Origin of the sequence: Pseudomonas sp. Kh14 (assembly GCF_900291005.1) — a bacterium.
GTDB lineage: Bacteria > Pseudomonadota > Gammaproteobacteria > Pseudomonadales > Pseudomonadaceae > Aquipseudomonas > Aquipseudomonas alloputida.
Genome location: NZ_OLKJ01000317.1, coordinates 1 through 235, shown reverse-complemented (window position 1 = coordinate 235; position 235 = coordinate 1). Strand labels below are relative to the sequence as shown.

General features: G+C 64.3%; 1 protein-coding gene. It reads right to left on the bottom strand.

Annotation, left to right across the window (positions count from 1 at the left end):
• Window positions 1–235: histidine phosphatase family protein (locus FQ668_RS28265; RefSeq protein ID WP_144180888.1), on the bottom strand; the 235-nt coding region annotated here is incomplete at both ends.

Here is a 235-nt window from a genome sequence, read left to right as displayed (position 1 = left end):
CCCTCCCAATGGCCGAAGTTGATTTCCTTCAGGCGGTCATCGGTGACGAAGCCGGTTCTTTCCAGTCCGATCTCGGCGCGCGCGATTTCCATGGTTTCGCGTGTGCGGCTCAAGGGACTGGCAACAAATGTCACGGCGGCAGGCTCGGTCACGAGCGTCTTCAGCGTGCGGCCGTTGTGTGCGGCCTGGGCGCGCCCGGTGGCATTGAGAGCGATGTCGGTCTGCCCCTGCAGCC